Here is an 18,914-nt window from a genome sequence, read left to right on the forward strand (position 1 = left end):
CGACTTGATCGAAGGAGTTACCGACATGTCAGACGTCATGGACGTCCTGCGGGCCCTGCCGGGTGCCGTCACGCCCGACCAGACCGACCCGGACGTCGTCGCCGGCGACGTGGCCCGGGGGCACCGGGCGTTGACCCGCCGCCGGCGGCAGCGTTTCGCGTGGTCCGGTGCCGCCGTGGTCGCCGTCGCCGTCGTCGTGGTGGGCGCGGGGCAGTTCGGCGGCGCCCCGCCCACGACCACGGCCGCGTACGGGCCCGCGCCGACGGGAACGCAGGCGGCGCGGCTGCGACTCGTCGCCTACACCGGCGCCCAGCCGGTCGGCTTCGAGGTGAGCACCGTGCCGGAGGGCTGGCAGGTGGTCTCGTCGGACCGGAGCGCGTTCGTGGTGGCGCCGCCAGGCCAGTCCACGGCCGCGCCCGTGCCCGGGCGCGCCGTCAGCCTCCAGGGCCGCATCGCGGTTTCCCTGCAGAGCCTGTCCCGGCTCCCCGAGGGCACGCCCGTGACGCGGGTCGACGTCGACGGCAGGGCGGGCCAGCTCGGCTTCCCGTGGGAGGCGGAGGGCAAGCTGTCGGACGTCCGGTGGCTGATCTTCCCGGACGCCTCGGGGCGGCGGGTCCTGGTGCAGGTCCCGGCGGCGCTGGGCCTCGGCGACGACCAGATCGTCCGCTTCGCGGAGGGCATCACCGTCACCGCCGCGGCGGAGACGGTGGGCGGCTGACCGCAGTGCCGGTGAGCGGCTGACCCGCCTCCCGGTCAGGCGGCCGGCTCCTCGGAGTCGCCGGCCAGGATGCTCTCCAGCCAGCTCACCACGAGTTCGGCGACGGCGTCCGGCGGGGGCATGGCGATGCCGAGGGCGTTCTCCCGTCGCCACAGCTCGAAGATCACCCGCTCCTGCGGTTCGACGACGGTGTGGCCCTCGTCGCGCAGCGCCTCCACGTGCCGCCGGGTGGTCTTCTTCGTCCACATCGACCTGTTCATGCTCGGGAAGAAGATCGCCGGGCGTTCGCTGGCCAGCAGGGCGGTCTGCGCGGGTGTGCCGGCCAGGCCGAGTGCCGCGGCGGCGATCGTGCCGGCGGTCGCCGGCAGGACCACGATGCCGAGCGAGCGCCGGGCGAACTCGGTCGGGTTCAGGGTCGGGTCGCCGCTGGCGTACACCTCGTCGGCGTACCAGGCGGCGACCTGGGGCTGCACGAACCGCTCGGCGCTGGCGGTGAGCAGCACCCGCAGCGGCAGGTCGATCTCCTGGCGCAGCCAGGAGAGGTAGCCGGAGGTGGCCATGGCGGCGCTGGAGCCGCAGATGATCACCGAAAGCGCGTCGTCTCGCATCCGGACAGCGTCGCGGCGCGGCGACGCCGGGGACATGGGGGAACGGCCCCATCTTCGCCCCCGCCGCGGAGCGGGAGTTTGGGTGTCGCTCCCCATGCCGCCGGGCACGCCCGGCTGGCAGGTTCGTCCTCAGCCGGCCGCCCCAACGACCAGCCGGCCGAGGAGGTGAACGGAAATGAAGAAGATCACGATCCGCAAGACGGGCTCCATCAAGCTCACCACGTCGGCGCCGCTGTACTGCACCGACTGCTGCTGACCGGTCCGGCCGTCCCGGCTCCCGAGCCGGGACGGCCGTCGCCGGGTCCACCCCTGGGAGGCCACCCCGAAAGGCCCGGTCCACGCGCTGGAGGAGCGATGTCAAGCACCCGCCTGGAGTTCCATCCGCTCACCTACGTGCCGGAGCGGGACGGGGTGACGGTCGGCCGGGTCGACGCCACGTCCTTCGCCCTGCTGCCCGAGGACGGCGTCGCGCTGCTGCGCCGGCTCGCCGACGGGATGCCGGTCGGTGAGGCGGAGCAGTGGTACCAGCGCACCTTCGGCGAGCCCGTCGACATGGCCGACTTCGTCGACACGCTGCGCGAACTCGGCTTCGTCCGGGCCGACGGGGAACCGCCGGCCACCGCGCCGAAGGTACGCTTCCGCCGGCTCGGCCGGGCCGCCTTCTCCCCGCCGGCCTGGGCGGCGTACGCGCTGATCGTGGTCGCCGCCGCCGTGGCCATGGTGTCCCGGCCGGAGCTGCGACCGCACGCCTCGAACGTCTTCTTCGTCCCGTCGCTGCTGGCCGTGCAGCTCGGGCTGGCCCTGTGCCAGTCGCCGGCCATCCTGTGGCACGAGTGGTACCACCTGCTCGCCGCCCGCCGGCTCGGCCTGCCGACGAAGATGCGGGTCGGCCGCCGGCTCTACTACGCGGTGGTGGAGACCGAGCTGGACGCCCTGCTCACCGTGCCGGCCCGGCAGCGCTACCTGCCGATGCTGGCCGGGCTGCTGGCCGACGCGGTGCTCTTCGGCGCGCTGGTGCTCGTCGCGTGGGCCGGCCTGTCCGACGGGCTGTCCTGGCCGGGGCGGCTCGCGCTGGCGGTGGCGTACACCGTGCTCCTGCGGATGTCCTGGCAGTGCTACGTCTTCCTGCGCACCGACCTGTACTACGTGGCGACCACGGCGCTGGGCTGCACGAACCTGGACGAGGTGAGCCGCGCCTGGCTGCGCGACCGGCTCGCCTGGCTGCCCGGGGTGCGCCGGGCGGACCTGGCCGACGCCGACTGGTCCCCGCGCGACCGGCAGCTCGCCCCCTGGTTCGCGCTGATCACCTGCGGGGGAGTGGCGGCACTGCTGATCACCGTCACCCTGTGGACCGCGCCGCTGGTGCTGGAGTTCGCCTCCCGGGTCTTCACCGCCCTGGCGCACGGCTCGCCCACCGGCCCCGGCTTCTGGGACTCGGTCGGCTCGCTGCTGCTGGTCACGTTCGAGATCGTGCTGCTGCCGCTGCTCGCCGGGCGTACCCGACGGCGGCCCGCCCCCGCCACGGAGCCGGCCGAGGCCGGCTGACGGCCCGCCCGGCCCACCTCCCCCGACACCCACCGCGAACAAGGCCCACCAAGCGAGGAGCAACGGCATGACTGCACATCAATGGCGGATCGGGCCGGCGCCGGTCGACGGCGAGCAGGTCGATCTCGCGGTCGACTCGCACCGGGGCCTGCGCGGCCCCTACACCGGGCTGGGCAGCGTGCTGCGGCAGCTCGTGCCGCAGGCGTACGAACGCTGGCCCGACCTCGTGCAGCGGCACCTGACCGAGATCCTGTCGGCGGCCCCGGAGCTGCGCGGGACGCTCGACGCGGCCCCCGAGACGCTCACCTCGCTGGCGGTGCCCGAGGAGCGGACCCGGATCTACCCGGCCAACCGCACCCGCCGGCTGGCCCACGGCGCGACGGAGTTCCTCGCCGGGTACGCCACCCGCGCCGGCCGCCTCCCGCTGCGGCTCGCGTTCGACCGGGTGGACCAGGCGGACCCCACCGACCAGGAGTTCCTGGCCATCTTCCTGCGGCGGGTGCGACCCGACGTGGTGCGGGTGCTCGTCGGCACCGACGGCGCACCGCTGGAGCCGGAGCTGACCGGTGCCCTCGACCGGTACGCCGACCGGCTGCCGGAGCTGCCCCGGGCCGCCGGCCCCGCCGGGCGCGGGCCGGCGGCGCTGCTTCGGGCGTACGTCGACGCCGACGGCACCTCCACCGACCCGGCGGAGTCGGCCGCGTACCAGCAGGCCGACCCGCAGGTGCGGGCGACGCTGCACGACGCGCGCGCCGCGCTGCTGCGCGAGCGGGGCGAATGGAGCCTGGAACTCGGCGCGATCCCCTGGCACCTGGAGCGCGGCAGCGACCCCGCCGGGGCCGGCGCGGAGGCGCTGTACGAGGCGGCGCGGCACTGCGGCGCGCTGGGCTACTACCACGCGGTGATCGACTACGGGACCCGTGGCCGGGCGATCGTCGACCCGGACACGCAGATGGAGCGGTTCTGGCTGCTCAGCACGCGGGCGAGCTCGGCCATGGTGGTGCTCGGCCGCACCGTCGAGGCGGAACCCACGTACCTCGACCTGCGCAGCCGGTACGCGGACCCCGAGCTGCAGATGTCCACCGGGTACGCGCTGGCGATGCTCTACACCCGTTTTCATCCCGAGGAGCTGAAGGACCACCACCTGGCCCGGGGCTACATCAACAACTCCATCGCGATCGCCTCGCTGCTGCCCGACCCGCAGAAGCGGGCCTTCCACTCGGTGTTCCAGAACAACGGGCTGGCGCTGATCGAGATGCGGCTCGGCCGGGTGGCGGCGGCGCTGCGGCTGGTCGACGACGGGCTCGACCGGCTCGACCGCGAGCTGCCCGGCGACAAGCACCGGCTGCACCGCTCGGTGCTCGTGCACAACCGGGGCAAGGCGTACCTGGCCCTGGGCCGGCTGGACGAGGCCCTCATCGACCTGACCCGGGTCATCGAGCTGGACCCGAACTACGCCGACTACTACTTCGACCGGGCGGACGTCCGGCGGCGGCTCGGCGACCTCACCGGCGCGGTGGCCGACTGCGACACGGCGATCAGCCTGTCGCCGCCGTTCTTCGAGTTGTACTACAACCGGGCCGACCTCAAGGCCGAGCTGGGTGACGTGGCCGGGGCGATCGCCGACTTCGGCTACGTGGTGGAGCTGGAACCCGACCAGCTCGACGCCCGGGTGAACCTGGTCAGCCTGCTGCTCGACGACGGGGCCGTCGACGCCGCCCGGCCGCACGTCGAGGAGGGCCTGCTGCGCCACCCCGCCGACGCCCGGCTGCTGCACCTGCGGGGCGTGCTGGCGCTGGCCGACGGGGCGGAAGCGGACGCCCGCCGCTACCTCGACGAGGCGCTGGCGGCCGACCCGGGGCTGGTCGCCGCGCTGGCCAGCCGGGCCGCCCTGGCATTCGACGGCGGGGACCACGGGAGGGCCGTCGCCGACCTGACGGCCGCGCTCGCGGTGGACGGCGACAACCCGGACCTGCTCTACAACCGGGGGTTCGTCCACGAGGCGGCGGGCCGGTGGGCGGAGGCGGTCGCGGACTACGGCCGGGCGCTGGAGCTGCCCGGCGCGGACCGGGCGGAGCTGATCGGCCGCCGCGCCCGCTGCCAGGCGGAACTCGACGGGACCGCCGCCGGAGGGCCCGGCGGGGCGGCCGGACGGCCGGACCTGGCCGGCGCGCGATGACCACCGTGGTCCCCCGGCACGCGGCGACCGGCCCGGAGCGGGCCGCGCCCGCCGGCGTCCCGGGGCCGGACCGGGCGGCTCCGGTCGGCTCGGGTCCCGATCGGGCCACCCCCGTCGGCGGGCCGGAGCTACGGGAGTTCATGCGCAGCTGGGCCACCGGCGTGGCGGTGGTGACCAGCCGCGCGGCCGGGCACCCCGTCGGCTGCACCGTGAACGCGTTCACATCCGTGTCCCTGCGTCCGCCGCTGCTCCTCGTCTCGCTGGCCCGGACCAGCCGCACCCTCGCCGCGATCACCGCCGAGGGCGGGTTCGCGGTGAACCTGCTGGGCCGCCGGCAGCGTGCGCTGGCCGACCGGTTCGCCACCGGCGCCGTCGAGGACCGGTTCGCCGGGGTGGCGCACCGTGCCCTCGACGGGATGCCACTTCTCGACGGGGCGATGGCGGCGGCCGTGTGCGCGGTGACCCAGGTGATCGCCGTCGCCGACCACGTGCTGGTGCTCGGCTCCCCGTACTGGTGCGAGGCCGCAGACGACGCCGACCCCGCCGTCTTCCTCGGTGGCCGCTACCGGACGGTCAGTCCGGCCTGACCTCCTCGCGGACCCGGGCGGCGTAGCGGCTCAGCGCCGCCCGGTTGGCCTGCTCGGTCTTGGCGATCAGGCTCGCCACGTGCTTCTCCACGGTGCGTGGCGAGATGAACAGCTCGCTGGCGATGCTCCGGTTGTCGGACCAGTCCGCCATGAGCTGGAGCACCTCGTACTCCCGCTCGGTCACCCCGATCATCCGCAGCGGCTGCGGGACCCGGCTCCCGATGCGCCGGTGCGGCACCACCACCCCCAGGTCGCGCAGCTGGGCCCGGCAGGCGCGGGCCGGCGCCGGCACCCCCGCCAGCCGGAAGTACTCCTCCGCGCCGCGCAGCCAGTCGACCGGCTCACCCCACCGGTCCGCGTGGGCGCAGGGCGCGACGAGCCGCAGGCCGAGGTGGAGCGCCACGGGGTGGGTGGGGGTCCGGCGGAGGGCCGCGACCGTCGCGCCGGCCGCCTCCCGGTCACCCCGCCGGCCCAGCAGCACCGCCCTCGCCAGCAGGGCGAACTGCCGGTTCCAGTGCAGCCGCCCGGCGGGCGTGCCACCGGCGTCGCCGCAGAGCCGCCGGTCGGCGTCGCCGGGCAGCACCGCCAGGAGCAGGGCCAGCCCGTGCTGGCCGGCGAGCGGATAGGGCGCGGGACAGCCGGCGTCGTACGCCGCCGCCCGGTCCAGCTCCCGGCGCGCCCGCGCCGGGTCCTCCTCCAGCAGCGCGCACACCGCCGCGGCCATGCCGTGGGCGAGGGCCGCCACCGGCTCGCCGTCGCCCGACAGGCCGGCCAGGGCCGCGTCCAGCTCGTGCCGTCGCCCCCGGTGCCCCGCGCAGACGGCCCGGACGAGCGACAGCAGCGGCGCGGACTCGCCCAGCCCGAGCCGCTGCGCGTCGGTCGTGCACTCCTCGACGAGCCGTTCGGCCTCGGCGTACTCGGCCCGCAGCGCGTGGTCCCAGGCGAGCCGTACGTCGACCGCGTGGCGCAGCGCGTGGGCGCCGAGCTGCCGGGCCCGTTCCGCGCTGCGGGCCAGCGCGTCGGCGTCACCGGTGAGCAGCCACCGCTGCTCGGCGAGCAGGGCGGCGGCCCGGGTGCGCCACAGCGGCAGGTGGTGCCGCTCGGCGATCCGGCGCATCCGGGTGAAGCAGGGCTGGGCCCCCTCCGGCCCGGTCCGGCGGGCCAGCACGCCCCGCGCCTGCCAGCCGAGGCAGGCGACGCCGGGCAGCCCGGCGCTCTCCGCCGCCGCGGCGGCGCGCGTGGCGAGCCGGGTGGCCCGCCCTGGGGCGTCCAGGCCCAGGTGGGCGGCGACGGCGTCGACCGGCGCGGTCTGCCGTTCGGACGCGCCGGGGCCGAGCAGCGTCCGGGCGGAGTCGAGCTGCGCGGCGGCGTCGGTACGCCGTCCGGCGAGCAGGGCGAGCCGGGCGAACAGGACGTGCACGGCCGCCAGCCGCTCGGGCGGGACCGCCGGGTGGCACAGGTCGTCGAGGCTGTCGAGCAGCCGCAGCCCGCGCCCGGCCTCGCCGCTCTCCAGCAGCGCGCACAGCAGCTCGTGCAGCACGTCGGCGCGCAGCGCGACGTCGACCCCCGCCGCCGCCAGCCGCCACGCCCCGTCGAGGGTGTCGGCGGCCGACCGGAGCCGCCCGGCGTTGAGGTCCCGGCGACCGGCGAGGGCGAGCAGCCGTACGGCGCCCGGCACGTCGCCCGCCAGCCGGGTGAGCCGGGCCGTGAACCGGCACCAGTCCCCGGGCAGGCCCGGGTGCAGCTCGTTCACCGCGTCCACCGCCTGGTGCGCGAGAGCGGCCCGGTCGGTGGGGGTGAGCTGGCCGAGCAGGGCGACGGCGGTGGTCATGGTGCGGAACGCGTACCAGTCGTGGTCGCCGCCCTCGGCGGTGACGAGTCCGGCCGTGACCGCCGCGCGCAGGTGCCGGAGCAGGTCGTCCTGCCCCATCTTCAGCGCCAGGCCGAGCACGGAGACCGGGAACCGCTCGCCGATCACGGCCGCGGCGGTGAGCAGGTGCCGTCCGGCGGGGCCGAGCCGGTCGGCCTGGTCGGTGACGCTGCGCCGCACGGTCGGCGGCACCTCGGTGGGTACGCCGTCGACCAGCCGGCACCCGTCGTCGTGCACCACCAGGTTGCCGCTGTCCAGCATGGCGCGGAGCAGCTCCGCCGCCAGGAACGGGTTGCCGGCGCTGTCGCGGCAGAGCCGGTCGAGAACCGGCTCCGCGATCCGCTCGGGGGCGAGGCCCAGCCGGGACGCCACCAGCAGGCGCACGGCGCGCCGGCTCAGCGGTTCGAGGCGCAGGACGGTGCCGCTGCACCGCCGGCCCAGGGCCTGCGCCAGGTCCCACGCCGGCCCCGGCTCGGCGCGGAGGGTGGCCAGCAGCAGCACGCCCTGGTCGGCGAGGTTGTCGGCCAGGTACTCCACCACGGCCAGGGTCGCCGGGTCGGTGTCGTGCAGGTCCTCCAGGGCGAGCAGGCAGCCCCGCCCGGCCCCGGTCACCGAGAGCAGCCGCAGCACCGCCTCGGCGAGCAGCACGGGCGACGGTGGACCCGCCGTCCCCACGGACAGGTCCTGGGGGATGAGCCTGCCGAGGGCGGACCGGTAGGGCCGCAGGCTCGCGTGTTCCAGGACGGGCTCGGTGCGGGACAGGGGGGCGAGCGCCTCGGTCAGGGGGCGCAGGGCCACCGCGCGGCCGGTCGAGCCGGCGCGGCCCACCAGCACCGCCATGCCGGCCTGCCGCCCGTGGTGCGTCGCCTCCAACGTCAGCCGGGACTTCCCCAGGCCGTCGCCGCCGACCACGAAGACCGCGCCGCCGCATCCCGCGCGGGCCTGGTCCAGCGCCTCGCGCAGCAGCGCGCGTTCGGAGTCCCGGCCGACCAGGACGGGCAGCTCGGTGTGGTCACCTGCTGACATGTGGCACCTCCGTCCACCTCGAAGAACGTCACGCCCGGCTGAAGGAGCGGTCGTGATCGGCCGGACCCGACGGGTGGGGCGGACTTCGAAACGTAACGTTCCTGAGTCGTCACTCTAGGAAGTAAGTAACAAGATTTACAGGCCCCGCCGGACCGACGTCCGGCGCTTCGCCTGTCGACTGCGCGACATGCCCCCACGGCCCCACCGGGCGGTACGGTGGCCGCGTGGGGGACTGGGCGGCGGTCGTGCTGGCGGGCGGGGCCGCGCGCCGGATGGGCGGCGTGGACAAGCCCGGGGTGCCGGTCGGCGGCCGGCCGATGCGCGACCGGGTGCTCGACGCCGTCGCCGACGCCGACGTACGGATCGTGGTGGGCCCGGCCGGGCCGGTGCCGCCGGGCGTCCGGTCGACCCGGGAACGCCCCCCGGGAGGCGGGCCGGTGGCCGCCGCCGCGGCCGGCGTGTCCCTGCTGCCCGCCGGCACGACGACCGTGGCGCTGCTCGCCGCCGATCTGCCCCTGCTCACCCGGGACGCGGTACGCCTGCTGCGCGACCACCTCGCCGACCCGACCGTGGACGGGGTGTGCCTCGTCGACGGCGACGGCCGGCGGCAGCAGCTCTGCGGGGTGTGGCGGGTCGCGCCGCTGCGGGCCGCGTTCGGCCGCCTCGCCTCCGCCCGGGGCGGCTCGCTCGGCGGCGCGGCGGTGCGGGCCCTGCTCGCCGGGTTGACGGTGCGCGACGTGCCCTGGTCCGGGACGGGCCCGCCGCCCTGGTTCGACTGCGACACTGACGATGACGTACGCCGGGCGGAGGAGTGGACACGGTGACGACGCTGGAGGACTGGGTGACGGCGGCCTGCGCGGAGCTGGGCCTCGACCCGGCCGAGGTGCCGGTGCCGGTGGTGCTCGACCTGGCCCGGGACGTCGCGCACCAGGTGCTACGGCCCGGTGCGCCGGTCTCCGCGTACCTGCTGGGGGTGGCCGTGGGACGGGGGGCCGATCCGGTCGCGGCGGCCGACCGGCTCAGCGCGCTGGCGGGCGGTTGGCCGGTCGAGCTGGGGGACCGGCCCCCGGCCTGACGGCCGCCCCGGCGCGTCGGTGTCCGATCCCGGTCCGGCCTGATTCGGGTTTCGGGCGGCCTGGGTAGGGTGACCGCAACGGACGGAGGCGATCATGACGGTAGGCCACCCCTCGACGCCGGCCTCGGACCCGCCCGGCGGCACCCCCGAGCACGACGGCGAGCCGGAGCACGGCGGCCCGTCGGCGTCCGGCGGCCCGTCGGAGCACCAGCACGAGTCGATCCTGCTGGACGAGCCGACCACGGCCGACCTGCGGGCGAAGGTGACCCAGGCGTGGCGCGAGTTCGCCCGGGCCCTCGCCGAGCGGCTCCGGGAGCTGCCCGCCGGCACGCACGTCGAGCTGACCCTCGACCCCACCGCCTCCGGCACGGGCGACGCCATCTACTCCATCAGCATCGACCTCGCCGACGACGGCCGGCTCTCCGCGTGGGCCGTCGGCAACGCGACCCTGCCGCAGGGCTACCGGCTGGACCGGGCGGCCGTCGCCGACATGGTGGCGCTCGGCTGGTCCCCGCCCGGGGTGGTCGAGGGCTCCGGCGAGCACTTCGGGCTGACCGGCGACACCACCGAGGCGACCCGGCTGGCCGCCCTCCTCTCCCGCACCCTGCGGGACGTCTACGGGGCCCCGCACCCGGCGTTCCTGGTCTATCTGGTGCACGACGCCGAGGGCGGGCCCGTGCCGATGGAGCCGCTGGGCACCGCGCGCAGCGAGTTCGGCCCGGACCAGGACGTCGAGGCGGACCTCGACGAGGCGCTGGCCGCCGCCCAGGGGCCGCGCACCGACGTGCTGGCCCTCGCCGAGCAGGTGCGGACCGTGGTGTCCGCCATGCTCAAGTCCGACTCCGACAAGTTGCAGGTCGACTCCGACGGCGACATCAACATCCGGGCCGGGTCGGCGATGGTCTTCGTCCGGGTCCGCGACAACCCGCCGCTGGTCGACGTCTTCTCGCCGGTGCTCACGGAGGTCGAGCCCACCGAGCGGCTCTACGTGAAGCTGTCCGAGCTGACCAACCGGATGCCGATCGGGCGGCTCTACTGCGCCGACGACACGGTCTGGGCCTCCATCCCGGTCTTCGGTCGCGACTTCCAGGCCACCCACCTGATGCTGGCCGTGCAGGTGATGACCGGTCTCGCCGACGAGCTGGACGACCGGCTGCACGGCGAGTTCGGCGGGAAGCGGTTCTTCGGCGAGGGCGACAAGCCCGGCCGGCGGGACCAGGGCGAGCACCGCACCGGCATGTATCTCTGAGGCCGACGGCAGGGTCCTCCGCGGCCGGTTGATCTCTGCCGCCCGCAGGGCTCCCCCGACGACGCGGGGGCGGGTGGGACCCGGTCGGCCCGAGTGCCGGGCCCCACCCGCCGGCTCGGAGGGTCAGGTCGCCGGGAGCCAGGCGATCCTGACCGGCCCGGCGTCGCCGGCCGGGTCGTCGGCCTGCAGGCCGGCGTCGGAGACGGTCCAGAGGACGCCGCCGACCAGCAACGACCGGCTCACCGGTGCGCGGCCGGGGTGGGTGACCGTGCCGGCCGGCACGATGGTCGCCCCGGCGACCCGCAGCAGGAGCAGCCCGCCGTCGTGGACGGGGAGCGCCACCAGCCCCGTCCCGGGGTCGTACAGGAAGGCGTGCGGGTCGAACTCCACGGCCGAACCGGCCCCCGGCAGGTGGTGGCGGGCCAGCCGGGTGGGCCGGGCCGGGTCGGCGACGTCGAACAGCGAGACCTGGAGGCCCTGCGCCCGCCCGTCGGCGTCCGCCTCCTGGCCGACCCCGAGCAGCCGCCCCGGCCCCGCCGGGTGCAGGTACGCCGAGTACCCGGTGATCTTCAGCTCGCCGGTGACCCGGGGCGCCGCCGGGTCGGTCAGGTCGAGCGCGTAGAGCGGGTCGGTGCGCCGGAAGGTCACCACGTGACCGGTGGGGCCGAGGTAGCGCACCGAGTGGATCCGCTCGCCCCGGCCGAGGCCGGTGACCGCGCCGACCCGGGTCAGCAGGTCGCCCCGCCGGGTCAGCACGTACACCCCCGACTCGGTCGTCGGGCGGGGCCCCCGGTCGTCGCCGCTGGTGGTGGCCACCCGCAGGTGGCCCTGCCACTCCGACAGGGCGTACTGGTCGAGCAGCGTGCCCGGCACGTTGCCGGCGGCCAGGTAGCGGGGGCGGCCCGGCGCGCGGGTGTCGAACTGGTAGATCGCGGTGCCCGGGTCGCGTCCGGCCGGCCCGCCCCAGCCGCGCGGCCGGAGCTGGCCCGGCCGCTGCCGCTGCCCGGCGAGGTAGAGGCTGCCGGCGGTGCCGTAGACGGTGTCCGCGTCGCCGGCCACGCTCACCGGGTCGCCGTCGCCGAGGCGGCCGGCGGCCAGGTCGAAGCTGAGCACGGTCAGCAGGGCCGTGCCGGTGGTGTCGGCGGTGGCGGCCAGCCGGTCGCAGCCGACCCGGCCGCCGCCGCGCCGGTCGCCCTCGGTCCAGTCGTACGCCGGCAGCCACGCGTCCAGGTCGGCCCGGCCGATCGCCGCCCGGTTCGCGGCCAGCCGCTGCGCCTCGGTGGCCCCGTCGCCCGGCTCGGGGAAAACCAGCCGGGCCTGGGAGCGGACCACGACCCGGGCCGTCGGGCCGGTCAGCCGCGCGTCGAGCAGGCTCCCGTCGATCCGGTACGTCCCGACCAGCGCGGGCCGCCCGGCCAGGTCCACCAGGAGCAGCCTGGCCCCGGTGGGCCCGCCCGCCGGCCGGCGGGCCGACGTGCCGTTCGGGAGCACCGGCGTGCTGCCCCGGAGCAGCACCAGCGCCCGGTCGCCGTGCAGCAGCAGGCTGCCCTCCCCCGGCCCGGGTCGCGCGTCGTCGCCGGTCAGGTCCAGCCGTCCGCTCGTGCGCCGGGTGGCCGGGTCGACGACCCGCAGCACGCCCCCGGTGACGGTGACGATCCGCCGGCCGTCGGTCTTGACCAGGTCCGGCTCGTCGGCGCCGGGCTCGTGGACGTTGGTGCCGGAGTGCTCCGGCGTCGCGCCCTGCGCCGCCCGGGCACCGTCTCCCGCCCTCGAAAGCGCCAGCGGCTCGCCGGCCCCGCCCGTGGCGAAGCCGGTCCGCCAGCCGGGCTGGAAGCCCCACGGCCCGACCGAGGCGGAGGCGGCGGCGCGCAGCCGGGCCAGCGCGTCGGCGCAGGTGTCGAAGGAGACCAGCCGGGGCGCGGCGGTCGGCGGCGCCGGCTCCGGGGCCGGCCTCGCGGCGGCGCTGCCGGCCAGCAGGGTCAGGGCGGCCAGCGTGCCGACGGCGGCGGTGACGGTTGCCCGGGTCATGCCGCTTCGACGCCGCGTGTCCGACTCCGGTTCCCGTGCCCGACCGGGCGGCTCAGGTCGGCGTCCCTCAGGTGGAGGGGCCGACGCCGGGGGACTCGGCGAGGCGGGAGAGCACGATGGTGCTGCGGGTGGAGGTCACGAACGACTCGGCGCGCAGCCGTTCGAGGGCCTCCTCCAGGTGCGAGATGTCCGCCGCGCGCAGGTGCACCAGCGCGTCCGCCTCCCCGGAGACCGTGTACGCCCCGACCACCTCCGGATGCCGGCGCACGGCCACCCCGATCTGGGCGGGGGTGGTCCGCCCGGCGCAGAACAGCTCGACGAAGGCCTCCGTGGTCCAGCCGACGGCGGCCGGGTCGACGACGGCCGTGAATCCCCGGATCACCCCGGCTGCGCGTAGCCGGTCCACCCGGCGCTTGACGGCCGGGGCGGAGAGCGAGACCCGGCTGCCGATGTCGGCGTACGAGGCGCGGGCGTCCGCCACCAGCAACGCAATGATTCGCTGATCCACCGCGTCTATCTGCAACGTTCCGCCCTCAGGAAGCAATGGTTGTGGCTGTTACCAAGGTTCAAGGCTACCTACTCTTGGTTTCCGTGAACCAGCACCGGATCCCCAGAAAGCGGACATATCTCATGTGTTCGCCCGAGCATTTCGCCGTCGCGTACGCGATCAATCCGTGGATGGACGTCACCACGCCCGTCGACGCGGCGCTGGCGGTCAAGCAGTGGGACCGGCTGCGCGAGACGCTGCTCGGTCTCGGCCACGACGTGCACCTGCTCACCCCCGAGGCCGGCCTGCCCGACATGGTGTTCGCGGCCAACGGCGCGTTCGTCGTCGACGGGACGGTCTACGGCGCCCGGTTCAAGCACGAGCAGCGGGCCGCCGAGGCCGCCGCGCACCGCGCCTTCTACGAGGAGCGGGGCTGGCACTTCATCGCCCCGAACGAGACCAACGAGGGCGAGGGCGACTTCGCGTACCTGCCGGAGGCGCACGGCGGGCTGGTCCTCGCCGGCCACGGCTTCCGCACCGAGCTGCCGGCGCACGCCGAGGCGCAGGAGGCGCTCGGCCGACCAGTGGTGTCGCTGCACCTGGTCGACCCCCGCTTCTACCACCTCGACGTGGCGCTGGCCTCGATCGACGACGGGAACATCGTCTACTACCCGGGCGCGTTCTCGGCGGCCAGCCAGCGGGTCCTCGCCCAGCTCTTCCCCGACGCGATCGTCGCGGACGACGTCGACGCCCTGGCGTTCGGCCTGAACCTGGTCAGCGACGGGGCGAACGTGGTCCTGAACAGCGAGGCGTCCCGGCTCGCCGGCAAGCTGAAGGCGGCCGGCTACACCCCCGTGCCGGTCGAGCTGACCGAGGTGCGCAAGGGCGGCGGCAGCGTGAAGTGCTGCATCGCGGAGCTGCGCGACTGACGGGCGCGACCCACCCGCGCACGGGCCGGTCTCGCCTGGGGGGAGACCGGCCCGCGCGGTGTCGTCGGGTGGGCGGTCAGCCGAGCGTGGCCAGCTCGTTGATCAGGACGTTGGAGAGCACCTGGCCGTCGCGCTGCACCTTGCGCAGGTACCACTTCTGCTGGGGTGTTCGCGGCTGGTTGAACTGCCACGCCCCGCGCGGGCTGTCGATCTGGCCGATCTTGCCCAGCGCCAGGTTGACCTGCTGCGGGGTCGGGTCGCCCCCCGCCAGCCGGATCGCCTTGTCCAGCACCTGCGCCGCGTCGTACGACGCCATCGCGTAGGTGGTCGGGGACGCGCCGTGCGTCTTGCGGTACGCCGAGGCGAAGGTGCGGTTGGCGGTGTTGTTCAGGTCGGCGGAGTAGTTCAGCGCGGTCACGATGTTGCGCGCCTCCACCTCCTGCACCTCGTCGAGCACGGTGCCCTCGGTGAGGAAGCCGGGCGCGTAGATCGGGCCCGTCCACCCCTCGCGGTACAGCTGCTTGATGAACTGCACCGCCGCCGGCCCGGCGAAGTGGCAGAAGATCGCGTCCGGCTGGCGGGCCAGGGCCGTGCGGATGTCGGCGGTGTACGCGGTGCCGCCCGGCGTGCTGCTGGTGTCGGTCCAGATCACCGGGTCGGCGATCCGGGGGTCGCCCGTTCCGGCTGTGCTGAACTGGGCTTGGAGCCCCTGGATCACGTCCCGGGAGCCGAGGTTGTCGGGGGCGATGATGGCGACCCGACTGCCGGTGGGCAGCCGCTGCGCCATGTACGGGCCGATCGCCCGGCCCGGCTCGTCCAGCACGTAGGAGGTGCGCCAGATGTAGACGACGCTCTGGAGGCTCTTCGGCGAGGCGTTGGAGCCGACCAGCGGCACCCGGGCCTTCTCGACGGTGTCCCGGATGCCCACCATGACGGCCGAGTTGACCACGCCGGTGAGCGCGAGCACGCCCTGCTTGAGCAGGCTGTCGACGGCCGCCTTGCCGGTCTTGGCGGTCTCACCCTCGTCGGCGGTCACCACCGTCACCGGATGCCCGCCGAGCTGCTGGCCGTTGAGGGTGAGATAGAGCTGGAAGCCGTTGACGATCTCGTCGCCGATGGCCTTGAAGCCACCGGTCTGCGGTGCGATGAGACCGATCTTGACCGGCTTGCCGGTGGGGGTCGCCGGCCCTTCGTCGCCGTCCGTGGCGCAGGCGGCGGTCAGGCCCGTGGTACCGAGGGCGGCCAACAATTGGAGTGCCCGCCTGCGGTTCATCTGGGACACCGAATTCCTTCCGGGAGCTGAGCTGGGCCGATACCGTCCCCTCGGCGTTCTACCGGTTCGGCGACGCTGCGTCAATGTTCAGTGATCAAAGTGCAAGGTTCGCAGCCCACGGGCCACCTCCGGCCAGGCGGACGACTCGGGGTCGATGAGCCCGAAATGCTCGCATTCGGGAAGCTCTACGAGCTCCACCGGGCTGCCGGCCGCCCGCGCGGCGGCGGCATATGACCGGCTCACCCCCATCGGCACCTGCCGGTCCAGCCGGCCGTGCAGGATCACCGTCCGTGTCGGGATGGGCACCAGCAGGCGGGGGTCGGCGGCGGCGTACCGCTGCGGGTGCTCCGCCGGCCCGCCGCCGAGCAGCGCGGCCACCGCCCCGCCGTCCAGGTCCAGCCGGTACGCCTCGGTCAGGTCCGCGACCGGGGCGAGCGCCAGCACCCCCGCCACCGTCCCCGGTGCGGTGGCCGCGGCGTACAGGGCGAGGTGACCGCCGGCCGAGTGGCCGACCAGCAGCGGCGGCCCCGGGCGCAGCCGGTCGCCCAGCACCGGCCCGGCCAGCCCGGGCAGCGCGGCGACGCCCGCCAGCACGTCCGCGAGGGTGCCCGGCCAGCCGCCGCCCGGCTGTCCGGTGCGCCGGTACTCCAGCTGGGCCACCGGATAGCCGAGCGCGGCCAGCGCCGCCGCGAGCGGCCCGGTGTGGCCGCGGTCGTACTCGGCCCGCCAGAAGCCGCCGTGCACCACCACGACCAGGGGGAGCGGCGGGCCGTCCCCCGCCGGACGGCGCAGGTCGGCGACCTGGTCCGGGTGCCCGCCGTAGGCGACGGTGGCGTCCGGCGCGGGGGCGGGGCGGTCGAGCACAGAACGGGGGTCGGCGGGCATGCCGGCGACGGTAGCGCGGCAGAAGGCCCCGAGGGTGCCCGGTCGGGGAACACCCGCGACCCGGTGCCGGTCCCGGCGAGCGGGCGGCCCGTCGCCTGGGTCAAGATGGAACGCATGACCGAAGCGCACTCCGCTGGACAAGACGACGAGCCGGGCCGCGACGGCACCGGGCGATCCGGCACCGTGGTGGTGGTCGGCCCGGACGGCCGCCCGGTCGGCACCGTGCAGACCGACGAGGCCGCGGGCGAGGACCCGACCCGCCTGGTCGAGCAACCCGCCAAGGTGATGCGGATCGGCAGCATGATCAAGCAGCTGCTGGAGGAGGTCAAGGCAGCCCCGCTCGACGACGCGAGCCGGCACCGGATGCGCGAGATCCACGAACGGTCGATCGTCGAGCTGAAGGAGGGCCTGGCCCCCGAGCTCCGCGACGAGCTGGAGCGGATCTCGCTGCCCTTCACCGAGGACAAGGCGCCCAGCGAGGGCGAGCTGCGGATCGCCCACGCCCAGCTCGTCGGCTGGCTGGAGGGGCTGTTCCACGGCATCCAGGCGGCCCTGGTGGCGCAGCAGATGGCCGCCCGCGTGCAGTTGGAGCAGATGCGCTCCGGCCGGCAGGCGCTGCCCAGCGGCCCCGCCGGGATGATGCCGGGCATGCCGGGCATCGGTCAGCCGCAGGGCGGCGAGGGACACAGCACCGGGCAATACCTCTGACCGTCGCGCGCCGGGCCGCCGCAGGCCCGGCGCGCGTCTCAGCCCACCCCGAAGACCTTCTCCAGGTACGCGGCCACGCCGTCGGCGGAGTTCGCCGCCGTCACCTCGTCGGCGATCGCCAGGACGGCGGGGTGCGCGTTCGCCACCGCCACCCCCCGGCCGGCCCAGGTCAGCATCGGCACGTCGTTGGGCATGTCGCCGAAGGCCAGCACGTCCCGCTCGTCGATCCCGAGCCGGGCGCAGTACCAGGCCAGGCCCGCCGCCTTGGTCACCCCGGCCGCCGAGATCTCCACCAGCCCCGTGTACGACGAGTGGGTCGCCTCGGCCAGCCCGCGCAGCGCCCCGGCGACCACCTCCACGAACACGTCCGGGTCCTGCTCGCCGGCGCGGGCCAGCAGCTTCACCGCCGGCACCGAGTGCAGCTCCTCCGGCGAGGTGATCGCCCGGATCGCCTCCGCGTCGGCGTCCCAGCGCAGCGGATAGCCGGCCTCGTGCCGCATCTCGCGGCTGTCCACGATCTCCACCGCGAAGCTGACCCCGGGCACCTCGGCGCGCAGCCGCCGGGCCACCTCGGCGAGCAGCTCCGGCGCGAGCGGGTCGGCCCGGAGCACCTCGTCGGCTACCGGGTCGTACACCACCGCGCCGTTGGCGCAGATCGCCGGCAGCGGCTCGGCGAGCTGCTCGTACACCAGTTGGAGCCAGCGGATCGGGCGGCCGGTGACCAGCACGACCGGCGTGCCCCGCGCGGACATCCGGGCCAGCGCGTCGCGGGTGCGGGGGCTGAGCGTCCGCTCGTCGGTGAGCAGGGTCCCGTCGATGTCCGTGGCGACCAGCCGAGGTGTCTCTCCCATCACCGGGAGAGTAGTCGGTCCAGGTAGACCGCGACCCCGTCGTCGTCGTTGCGCAGCGTCACCTCGTCGGCGGCGGCGCGGACGGTCGGGTGGGCGTTGGAGACGGCCACCCGGGACCACCCGGCCCACTCGAACATCGGCAGGTCGTTGGGCATGTCACCGAAGACCAGCACGTCGGCCGGGTCCACCCCGAGCCGCTGCGCCACGACGTGCAGCCCGGACGCCTTGTCGACCCCGGGCGGGGAGATCTCGACGAAGCCGAGCCCGGCCTGGGTGAGCGCGGCGACCTCGGGGCCGATGATCCGGCGGGCGGTCTCCAGCAGCGCGTCGACGTGGTGGTCGGCGGTCCGGGCGAACGCCTTGATCACGTCGGTGCCGAGGCACTCGTCCCGGGTACGCGGCTCGAACAGGTCCGGGTACGGCCAGCTCGGGTGGTAGTCGCCCCAGAGCGGGGCACCGGCCTCGCCGGACGCCTCGACCATCACGGTGAGCGGGCCGACCTCGGCCTCCAGGTCGGCGAGCAGCCGCGCCAGCACCTCCCGGGAGAGCCGCTCCTCGCGCAGCAACTCCGGGCCGGCCGGGTCGCTCTGGTCGACCACCCAGCCACCGCCGGCGAGCACCAGGAAGTCGGCGGCGCGGATGTCGTTGCGGGTCAGTTCGGTGAGTCGCGGACCCCGGCCGGTCGCGCCGACCACCGGGATGCCGGCGGCCCGCACCCGGTCGAGCACCTCATGGGTGTACGCGGAGACGGTCTCGTCGCTGCGGACCAGCGTCCCGTCGAGGTCGGTGGCGATCAGCTTGGGCAGCCCCGGGCGGGTCATGGTTCCTCCTTCGCCCGCCGCCGTCGCGCCGGCCCTGTCTCTGGGTCGTCGGTGCCTCGACCAGCAGTGACGGCG

Annotated in this window: 17 protein-coding genes; 9 read left to right on the forward strand and 8 right to left on the reverse strand. The window is 75.5% G+C overall.

All coding sequences use genetic code 11. From position 1 onward, the window contains the following. Positions 1-25 precede the first annotated feature (25 nt). Positions 26-718 (forward strand): hypothetical protein, encoded by a 693-nt coding sequence (locus LPU61_RS20015; RefSeq protein WP_144420115.1) that lies wholly within the window; start codon positions 26-28, stop codon positions 716-718. 35 nt (positions 719-753) lie between these two features. Here LPU61_RS20015 and LPU61_RS20020 read toward each other — a convergent pair whose 3' ends face one another. Next, complete coding sequence (locus LPU61_RS20020; protein ID WP_043960925.1) at positions 754-1,326, reverse strand: flavoprotein; 573 nt, start codon at positions 1,324-1,326, stop codon at positions 754-756. 354 nt (positions 1,327-1,680) lie between these two features. On the opposite strand from LPU61_RS20020, the gene LPU61_RS20025 reads away from it, so the two are divergent. The 3 genes from LPU61_RS20025 (at position 1,681) to LPU61_RS20035 (ending at position 5,637) form a co-directional block, all read left to right on the forward strand. Next, positions 1,681-2,871, forward strand: a complete 1,191-nt coding sequence (locus LPU61_RS20025) for a hypothetical protein (protein WP_052503565.1) — start codon at positions 1,681-1,683, stop codon at positions 2,869-2,871. Between the two features lie 67 nt (positions 2,872-2,938). After that, positions 2,939-5,050, forward strand: coding sequence for a tetratricopeptide repeat protein (locus tag LPU61_RS20030; protein ID WP_229405725.1), 2,112 nt, complete (start codon positions 2,939-2,941; stop codon positions 5,048-5,050). Continuing rightward, a complete protein-coding gene (locus LPU61_RS20035) occupies positions 5,047-5,637 on the forward strand; it encodes a flavin reductase family protein (RefSeq protein ID WP_229405726.1) in 591 nt (196 codons plus the stop codon). Before LPU61_RS20030 ends, LPU61_RS20035 begins: the two co-directional genes overlap by 4 nt. On the opposite strand, the gene LPU61_RS31620 is transcribed toward LPU61_RS20035, so the two are convergent. After that, positions 5,624-8,533: a LuxR family transcriptional regulator gene (locus LPU61_RS31620; protein WP_305071955.1), complete on the reverse strand. Its 2,910-nt coding sequence runs from the start codon at positions 8,531-8,533 to the stop codon at positions 5,624-5,626. The two genes, LPU61_RS20035 and LPU61_RS31620, sit on opposite strands and share 14 nt — an antisense overlap. Positions 8,534-8,757: 224 nt before the next feature. Between LPU61_RS31620 and LPU61_RS20050 the strand changes: the two genes are divergently transcribed. The 3 genes from LPU61_RS20050 to LPU61_RS20060 all read left to right on the forward strand — a co-directional run bounded on the left by LPU61_RS20050 (position 8,758) and on the right by LPU61_RS20060 (position 10,857). Then, the gene (locus LPU61_RS20050; protein ID WP_229405727.1) at positions 8,758-9,357 is read left to right on the forward strand and encodes a molybdenum cofactor guanylyltransferase; all 600 of its coding nucleotides are present in this window, start codon (positions 8,758-8,760) and stop codon (positions 9,355-9,357) included. Further along, positions 9,354-9,608: a DUF6457 domain-containing protein gene (locus LPU61_RS20055; RefSeq protein ID WP_043963612.1), complete on the forward strand. Its 255-nt coding sequence runs from the start codon at positions 9,354-9,356 to the stop codon at positions 9,606-9,608. Before LPU61_RS20050 ends, LPU61_RS20055 begins: the two co-directional genes overlap by 4 nt. Before the next feature lie 94 nt (positions 9,609-9,702). Next, a complete protein-coding gene (locus LPU61_RS20060) occupies positions 9,703-10,857 on the forward strand; it encodes a YbjN domain-containing protein (protein ID WP_229405728.1) in 1,155 nt (384 codons plus the stop codon). A 123-nt stretch (positions 10,858-10,980) separates the two neighbouring features. Here LPU61_RS20060 and LPU61_RS20065 read toward each other — a convergent pair whose 3' ends face one another. Together LPU61_RS20065 and LPU61_RS20070 are read right to left on the reverse strand one after the other, a co-directional pair. After that, positions 10,981-12,885, reverse strand: coding sequence for a beta-propeller domain-containing protein (locus tag LPU61_RS20065; RefSeq protein WP_229405729.1), 1,905 nt, complete (start codon positions 12,883-12,885; stop codon positions 10,981-10,983). 67 nt (positions 12,886-12,952) lie between these two features. After that, positions 12,953-13,408, reverse strand: coding sequence for an Lrp/AsnC family transcriptional regulator (locus LPU61_RS20070; protein WP_043960922.1), 456 nt, complete (start codon positions 13,406-13,408; stop codon positions 12,953-12,955). A gap of 59 nt (positions 13,409-13,467) precedes the next feature. On the opposite strand from LPU61_RS20070, the gene ddaH reads away from it, so the two are divergent. Next, positions 13,468-14,301 carry a dimethylargininase gene (gene ddaH, locus LPU61_RS20075; RefSeq protein WP_338390893.1) on the forward strand — a complete coding sequence of 278 codons (834 nt, stop codon included), beginning with the start codon at positions 13,468-13,470 and terminating at the stop codon, positions 14,299-14,301. A 76-nt stretch (positions 14,302-14,377) separates the two neighbouring features. Here ddaH and LPU61_RS20080 read toward each other — a convergent pair whose 3' ends face one another. Together LPU61_RS20080 and LPU61_RS20085 are read right to left on the reverse strand one after the other, a co-directional pair. Then, positions 14,378-15,583: an ABC transporter substrate-binding protein gene (locus LPU61_RS20080; protein WP_043960920.1), complete on the reverse strand. Its 1,206-nt coding sequence runs from the start codon at positions 15,581-15,583 to the stop codon at positions 14,378-14,380. A gap of 78 nt (positions 15,584-15,661) precedes the next feature. After that, a complete protein-coding gene (locus tag LPU61_RS20085; protein ID WP_043960919.1) occupies positions 15,662-16,459 on the reverse strand; it encodes a S9 family peptidase in 798 nt (265 codons plus the stop codon). Positions 16,460-16,564: 105 nt separating this feature from the next. Here LPU61_RS20085 and LPU61_RS20090 point away from each other — a divergent pair, with 105 nt between their 5' ends. After that, entirely contained in the window at positions 16,565-17,167 is a 603-nt protein-coding gene (locus tag LPU61_RS20090; protein WP_043963610.1) for a bacterial proteasome activator family protein, read from the forward strand. 38 nt (positions 17,168-17,205) lie between these two features. On the opposite strand, the gene LPU61_RS20095 is transcribed toward LPU61_RS20090, so the two are convergent. Together LPU61_RS20095 and LPU61_RS20100 are read right to left on the reverse strand one after the other, a co-directional pair. Then, positions 17,206-18,018, reverse strand: coding sequence for an HAD family hydrolase (locus tag LPU61_RS20095; protein ID WP_043960918.1), 813 nt, complete (start codon positions 18,016-18,018; stop codon positions 17,206-17,208). Beyond that, positions 18,018-18,839, reverse strand: a complete 822-nt coding sequence (locus tag LPU61_RS20100) for an HAD family hydrolase (protein ID WP_043960917.1) — start codon at positions 18,837-18,839, stop codon at positions 18,018-18,020. The genes LPU61_RS20095 and LPU61_RS20100 overlap by 1 nt, the downstream gene beginning before the upstream one ends. Positions 18,840-18,914 lie beyond the last annotated feature (75 nt).

The sequence above is a fragment of the Micromonospora sp. NBRC 110038 genome (assembly GCF_020884815.1).
Taxonomy (GTDB): domain Bacteria; phylum Actinomycetota; class Actinomycetes; order Mycobacteriales; family Micromonosporaceae; genus Micromonospora; species Micromonospora haikouensis.